Source organism: Zooshikella harenae, assembly GCF_018837975.1.
Classification (GTDB): domain Bacteria; phylum Pseudomonadota; class Gammaproteobacteria; order Pseudomonadales; family Zooshikellaceae; genus Zooshikella; species Zooshikella harenae.
Genome location: NZ_JAGSOY010000133.1, coordinates 1 through 5479, shown reverse-complemented (window position 1 = coordinate 5479; position 5479 = coordinate 1). Strand labels below are relative to the sequence as shown.

5 protein-coding genes are annotated in these 5479 nt (G+C 40.8%); 1 reads left to right on the top strand and 4 read right to left on the bottom strand.

Going from position 1 to position 5479, the window contains the following annotated elements:
- The 4 genes from KCG35_RS23440 to KCG35_RS23425 form a co-directional block, all read right to left on the bottom strand.
- A partial coding sequence (locus tag KCG35_RS23440) for a hypothetical protein (RefSeq protein WP_444972213.1) occupies positions 1 to 540 on the bottom strand: 540 nt, incomplete at its 3' end.
- A gap of 29 nt (positions 541 to 569) precedes the next feature.
- Positions 570 to 2162: a DUF6531 domain-containing protein gene (locus KCG35_RS23435; RefSeq protein WP_230409340.1), complete on the bottom strand. Its 1593-nt coding sequence runs from the start codon at positions 2160 to 2162 to the stop codon at positions 570 to 572.
- 461 nt (positions 2163 to 2623) lie between these two features.
- Positions 2624 to 3190 (bottom strand): PIN domain-containing protein, encoded by a 567-nt coding sequence (locus tag KCG35_RS23430; protein ID WP_215822285.1) that lies wholly within the window; start codon positions 3188 to 3190, stop codon positions 2624 to 2626.
- A 3-nt stretch (positions 3191 to 3193) separates the two neighbouring features.
- On the bottom strand, positions 3194 to 3658 hold the full coding sequence (locus KCG35_RS23425) for a helix-turn-helix domain-containing protein (RefSeq protein ID WP_094786990.1): 465 nt from the start codon (positions 3656 to 3658) through the stop codon (positions 3194 to 3196).
- A 380-nt stretch (positions 3659 to 4038) separates the two neighbouring features.
- On the opposite strand from KCG35_RS23425, the gene KCG35_RS23420 reads away from it, so the two are divergent.
- Positions 4039 to 5160: a PAN domain-containing protein gene (locus KCG35_RS23420; protein WP_215822284.1), complete on the top strand. Its 1122-nt coding sequence runs from the start codon at positions 4039 to 4041 to the stop codon at positions 5158 to 5160.
- Positions 5161 to 5479 lie beyond the last annotated feature (319 nt).

Here is a 5479-nt window from a genome sequence, read left to right as displayed (position 1 = left end):
CAGTTCACCCGCCGATGATTTTAATACCTGCTGAGTGCGGTTGCCCATGGCATCCAAGGTGTATTCAATTCGCTCACCTTGGCTGTTACTGACCGCCGTTAAACGTCCGGCATTATCGTACTCATAACTTAAGCTGGCACCACTGGGTAGGGTAATCTGAGTGACCTGGCCAATGGCATCGTATTCATACTGCGTGGTGGCACCTGCTGTGCTGCTGGCCGTTAACCAGCCTCGAGCGTTGTATGTCAGCTCAGTGGCTACACCATTGGCGTCGATAACCTTTTGGGGGCTACGATAAACATTAAAGTTCTGCAGCTGGGTCGTGTGACCTAGTGCATTAGTGACGCTGGTTAAATTACCCTGATCGTCATAACTGAACTGGGTAATATCGGATACATCAGCACGTGGTCCATCAATTTGGGTGACCTGAGCCTTATCATTGTATTCATAACGAATAAGGCGACTTGTGTCTGCAGTTGCACCCGAGGCTAGACTGGCCAAGATGGCAGCGGATAACAGTGTTTGGCTAAATAACTTCATAGTACTTCCTGATCGCTCCGGGTAGGCCATTACTTCGAAGACACTTGGCGTTGTTGCACCAAGCGGCCTTGTTCGTCATAGGTGAATTCGGTGGTGATACCCTGTTGGGTGATCTTGGTTGGCAGAGTGAAGGTGTCATGCCATTCAGTGGTGGTCACCTGAGCCTGTGGTGTGCCTTCCGCTACGACTTGGCGAGTGACAAGACCACGGTCGTTGTATTCGTAGGAAGTAGCCACACCTTTCCAATCAGTTTTGGATTTCAACAGACCATTATCGTAATAGGTGTAATCGCGGTTGGCGGCAGCACAGCTTGTAGAGGCATGGCCTTCAACCTTGGTGACATGCTTAACGCCTTCAATCAACTTAAAGTGATAGGTGGTTTTTTTACCTAATGGGTTAGTAACGGTCGTTGAATTACTGTCGTTAAAGGAAAGTGTTGCTTTTTCAGTGCCATTCGCATGTTCACTGGAAATTGCACGCCCCTGGTCATCATAATGCCAAGTAGCAAAACGATCGCCATTTTCATTGGTGAGGCCGGTTAAAGCATAAGGAAAGGCAGTGTTTTCATAATGGTATTGCTGTGTATTCCCATCCGCAAACTTAACCGAGATTAAATTACCATTGTCAGAATAGCCATATTCAATTTTTTGATCACTGAACTGTAGGCTACTTAAATAACCTAGCTCACCATAATTAAATAAAAATTGATTACCTTTGGAGTCTGTAACACTTGACAGTTTATCGTCTTGATAAGAGAAGGTGATCTCTTCATGGGTTTTCTTAATTTTTAATAACCAACCATTTTCATCGTAATATTCTGAATGGTTACTAGCACTGTTGACGTAGTGGTAATAAGCGCCTTCAACCTCACTCCCTGTATAAAGGGAAAGGGTATCGAATACATCATTTTCACTTTGATAGGTATTATCTGATTTTTTTGCAAAGACGAGGACTTGACCGTTGGCTTTATGAACTTTCACCCATTGACCAGATACATCTAAGTAAGTATGGAAGCTGGTGGTCCAACCAGGACCGATTGAGGGCAAGTGACTGCCAGGATTGTATTTGACTTCATTAGAAAGGTTAGCCCAATAGCTATTGTAGGTTCTGGTAAAGCGCAATGAACCTATGTGTACATCATTTTCAGACTGCCATTTATATCCTGTAGCTACATTGATTGGATTCCCAGTACAAACTTGAGTCGTGTTATTTGTTTTTCGGGGAATTAATTCGCCTGTTTTTTCACAGAGGTTTTTTCCTGCAGGCCATTTTTTGTAAACATAACCATCAGGGCATTTGAAATTAGACATATAGCCTATAGTAAGGTCAGTAGAGACTTCACCCGTTTTAATATTGCGAACAATGGCACACCATTGCCAGTCATACCCACCACATGTTCTTTTTCCAATTGGAGTTTCATGCCGTAGCCGATTAATATTTTTGTGAGCCGATGTAATTGCTTGGTCAACAGTTGCAAAGTTTCCCAGATACTCGAAGTTACCAATCCGGTAACTCACAATTTCCGAAGGTAAATAATGCGTGTTGTTTGCTAACGCAGGGTTTGCTAAAGCACTAAGCACAAAGATGCAAGCAGGTAATATATATCTTTGTATTTTAATCATGATTTAATTAACTACCTTTAAGGTTTTAATCGTTAGCTATTTTTAGTTTCAATAAGCTTGAATTATCTAGTTCTCTTAATTTTTCCAATCTGTAAGGGTAAAACCTGAGACATATTTTTTACCAACATTTGAAAATGATATGTGCATTATCCATTTACCTTAAAATTGCTCATTAAAGCCTTTTAGCTAGACAAAATTGCGCGAATTTTAACCAGATCACACTACTTGTAAATATGATTCAGGCCAGGATTGAGCGTAGGGTTTATAACTGTCCGCGATATCAAGCAAAGGTTAAGACATACAGTTTCTTAAAAGGTAAGCGACTATTAACATGAAAGGTTACGCTTAATACGTAATCAGATGAGCGGTGGACTTGCGATCAAGTGCTTTTGTGCCAGATAGTAATGACGTCCAACAAAAAAATAGCCGATAACCCTGCTTACCGGCTATTTATCAACGACTTACAGCATTTCAGCAAAACGCCTCAAGATGTTAGCTGTAACAGCGAGACCATTCGTTTCCAATGTATCTAAATAATCTCCAATACTTTTTGGTGGTCGCTTTAGGGCAGCACGATGCTGGCGAACAACATTGCAAACGAGTGCAGGATCTAGATCGAGCTGGTAGGCTAAAAATTCGTCTGGATGCTTCGCTTCAATTTCAAACTGTTTAAGCTTGCTTGCAGGAAAATCTTTTAAATTAAAGGTGATAATTGCTTGCGCACCACACTTAATTGCTGCGGCAAGTACGTGTCGGTCATCAGGATCTGGTAAGTTTAAACCTTCAATTAAAGGTTCATACCCTTCAACTAAGCAGTCTCTGACATGACTGTCCATAAGCTGTCTAGTACGTTGTAGCTGCTCTGGCTTTAAATCAGGTCGTTTAGCAAGCACATTACGTATCCATTCATCATGGATTTGAGCAGTCCAACGAGCAGAAAATAAGTCAGAGAGTGCTAAACGCATAAAAAGGTCACGCAAAGGGGCTGGATAGAGGACATTCGCATCCAGTACAACGGTATAGCGCATGCATTAATATCCCATATCCAGTTCTTGTGCTTGGGCTGTGAGTTCATCAAGTGCTGATAGGCGTTTCTGATCAATCGCCTGCTTATAATTCATGACATCCTGGAAAAGTACACGACGATGAGTTCCTTTTTTAGTAAAGGGGATCTCGCCTTGCTCCAGTAGTTTCACCAAATAAGGACGAGAGACATTTAACATGTCTGCAGCTTGCTGTGTTGTCAGCTCAGCATGCACAGGTACCAATGTTACAGCATGACCTTGTGCCATTTGCACTAAGACCTCTTTCAATAAGTTGAGGGCTGCTGTTGGAACCGTTAACTGTTCTCCACCTTCATCAACAAACTGAATACGTTCAGCGTTTGGAGCCTGCTTACCAATGATTTTGGCAAGTAAAGGCGCGCTCTGTCGCGCGAGATCAATATCATAGGGGCTTGGGTTGTGTACTGCCCCAAGTGCTGTTGATGTCGCCATGTTTCTGAAACCTCTTAATGACCAATACAGTCATCATATACGAAATAAACGAAACGGGCAAACAATCGAAATAAACGAAACCAGATCATCCTTATCTACGCTAACTACCGAAAACACTGGCTTATAGGGCATATAGAGCTTTAGCGAAAACTTCCGATAACTGCGATTACCGGAAATTTTTTCGAGGAGGTTGGGTATTCTGCGGTGGGGGAGGAGCACTAAGGGCACTATCCATAGTGCAAACTTTAGATAATACAATCCTACAAATGTAGGATTAAATTTTACTCCACATTAATTACACTGCTGGCAAAGCGCTTAATACATATGGATAGATGATTCACCTCGAAGTAGGTGTGTTATTATGGGAGTATTATTTAATAATGAAAAAAATTAAAATTATTGCAATTACTACACTTCTTTCCTTATCAGGAGCTTTGTCTTTTGTAAGCCAAAATTTATTAGCTCAGCCATCAAAAACTGTAAGAGTTTTATATATAATTCCAAGCGATGCAGAAAGAGCAGATCGTGCCTCTTTGGTTACGAAAGCAGTAGAGCATAACCAAAAAAAATGGGCTGATTATGGTGCCACTTTTGTGGCTGAATCAATAGCAGTTATTAATAGTGATAAAACTTCAAATTGGTTTTTAACAAATAATGATGGTTTTCATGGGCAAAATAAGCAATGGTATTGGTTGGGTAATGCCTGGAATACTGCAAAGTCATGGTACTCAGATGCAGAAAACTTCGATTCAAATCATAAATATATAATCTTTCTTGAAGTTGATCATGCAAGTGCAAACTCTGGTGCAGCCGCCGCAGCAAATTTTGGTGCAGCTGTGATGCCAAAAGGCATAATAGATAGTATAGAAAAAGGTAATTATTCTGCAGTAGGCAGTATTGGTCATGAGCTAGGCCACACTTTTGGTATTCCTCATGAGGATTGTGATAATCAATCTAACCCAAAAGGTTTAATGTGCAACGGTGGAAATTATCCTAATGTAAAGTTAACTGCTTTTCATTATAAACATTTATTTAGTGATAAAAATGAAGATTTCTTTTATGAAAAGCCAATTAACAGTTTTACTTTAAAGGAAAATTCTGTTTTAAAAGGAAATATAACTAGAACTATACAAAATACTGGCCTTGAAGAGTGTGCTAAGCTGTGTTTGATTGATGATAACTGTGGTTCAATAGTACACTTTGATAGCACTTGTGAATTTAAAGGAGGCCAATTAGAAAATGTATGGAATATTAGTGGTTATACTTCAGCAGTAATTAAAAAACCCGCATCTGAATCATTTATAATAGGGGAAGATAAAGTTCTAACTGGAGTTATATGGAAAACGACACAAGGTCTTAATTTTCAACAATGTGCTTCAAGCTGTTTAGCAAATAGTGACTGCAACTCATTTGTTCATTTTAATACTACCTGTGAATTTAAATATGGTGACCTTGAATCTGCATGGGATATTCAAGGTTATACCTCAGCAGTTAAAAGGTAATTTAAGTGTAACCCTTGGCATCCCCAGATAGGGTGTCAAGTTAGGCCGACTTCGTCGGCGACTTTTAGACCGTGCCATCCTGTAAACACTAGCGCTTAGCGCAACTTGGTGTAACCCCTTCCTTCTGCTACCCTTCCCACCCTTGATTTTAATACGGCAGTTAGGGTGTATAACCATTCGAATTCCATCGCCTTATAAACGCATGCTCACGGTGATGAGCACCTGGTGGGCGTTCTACCAACTCCATCGTGAAACACTACGGCCGGCTGTTGTCGATAATATTATTAAAATCCTCAGCTGTGGTCTGAGTATCCGCGGC

What these genes read in the sequence shown, in the direction of transcription:
- KCG35_RS23435 (WP_230409340.1), bottom strand. Translation starts at nt 2,162, where the DNA reads ATGATTAAAATACAAAGATATATATTACCTGCTTGCATCTTTGTGCTT.
- KCG35_RS23430 (WP_215822285.1), bottom strand. Translation starts at nt 3,190, where the DNA reads ATGCGCTATACCGTTGTACTGGATGCGAATGTCCTCTATCCAGCCCCT.
- KCG35_RS23425 (WP_094786990.1), bottom strand. Translation starts at nt 3,658, where the DNA reads ATGGCGACATCAACAGCACTTGGGGCAGTACACAACCCAAGCCCCTAT.
- KCG35_RS23420 (WP_215822284.1), top strand. Translation starts at nt 4,039, where the DNA reads ATGAAAAAAATTAAAATTATTGCAATTACTACACTTCTTTCCTTATCA.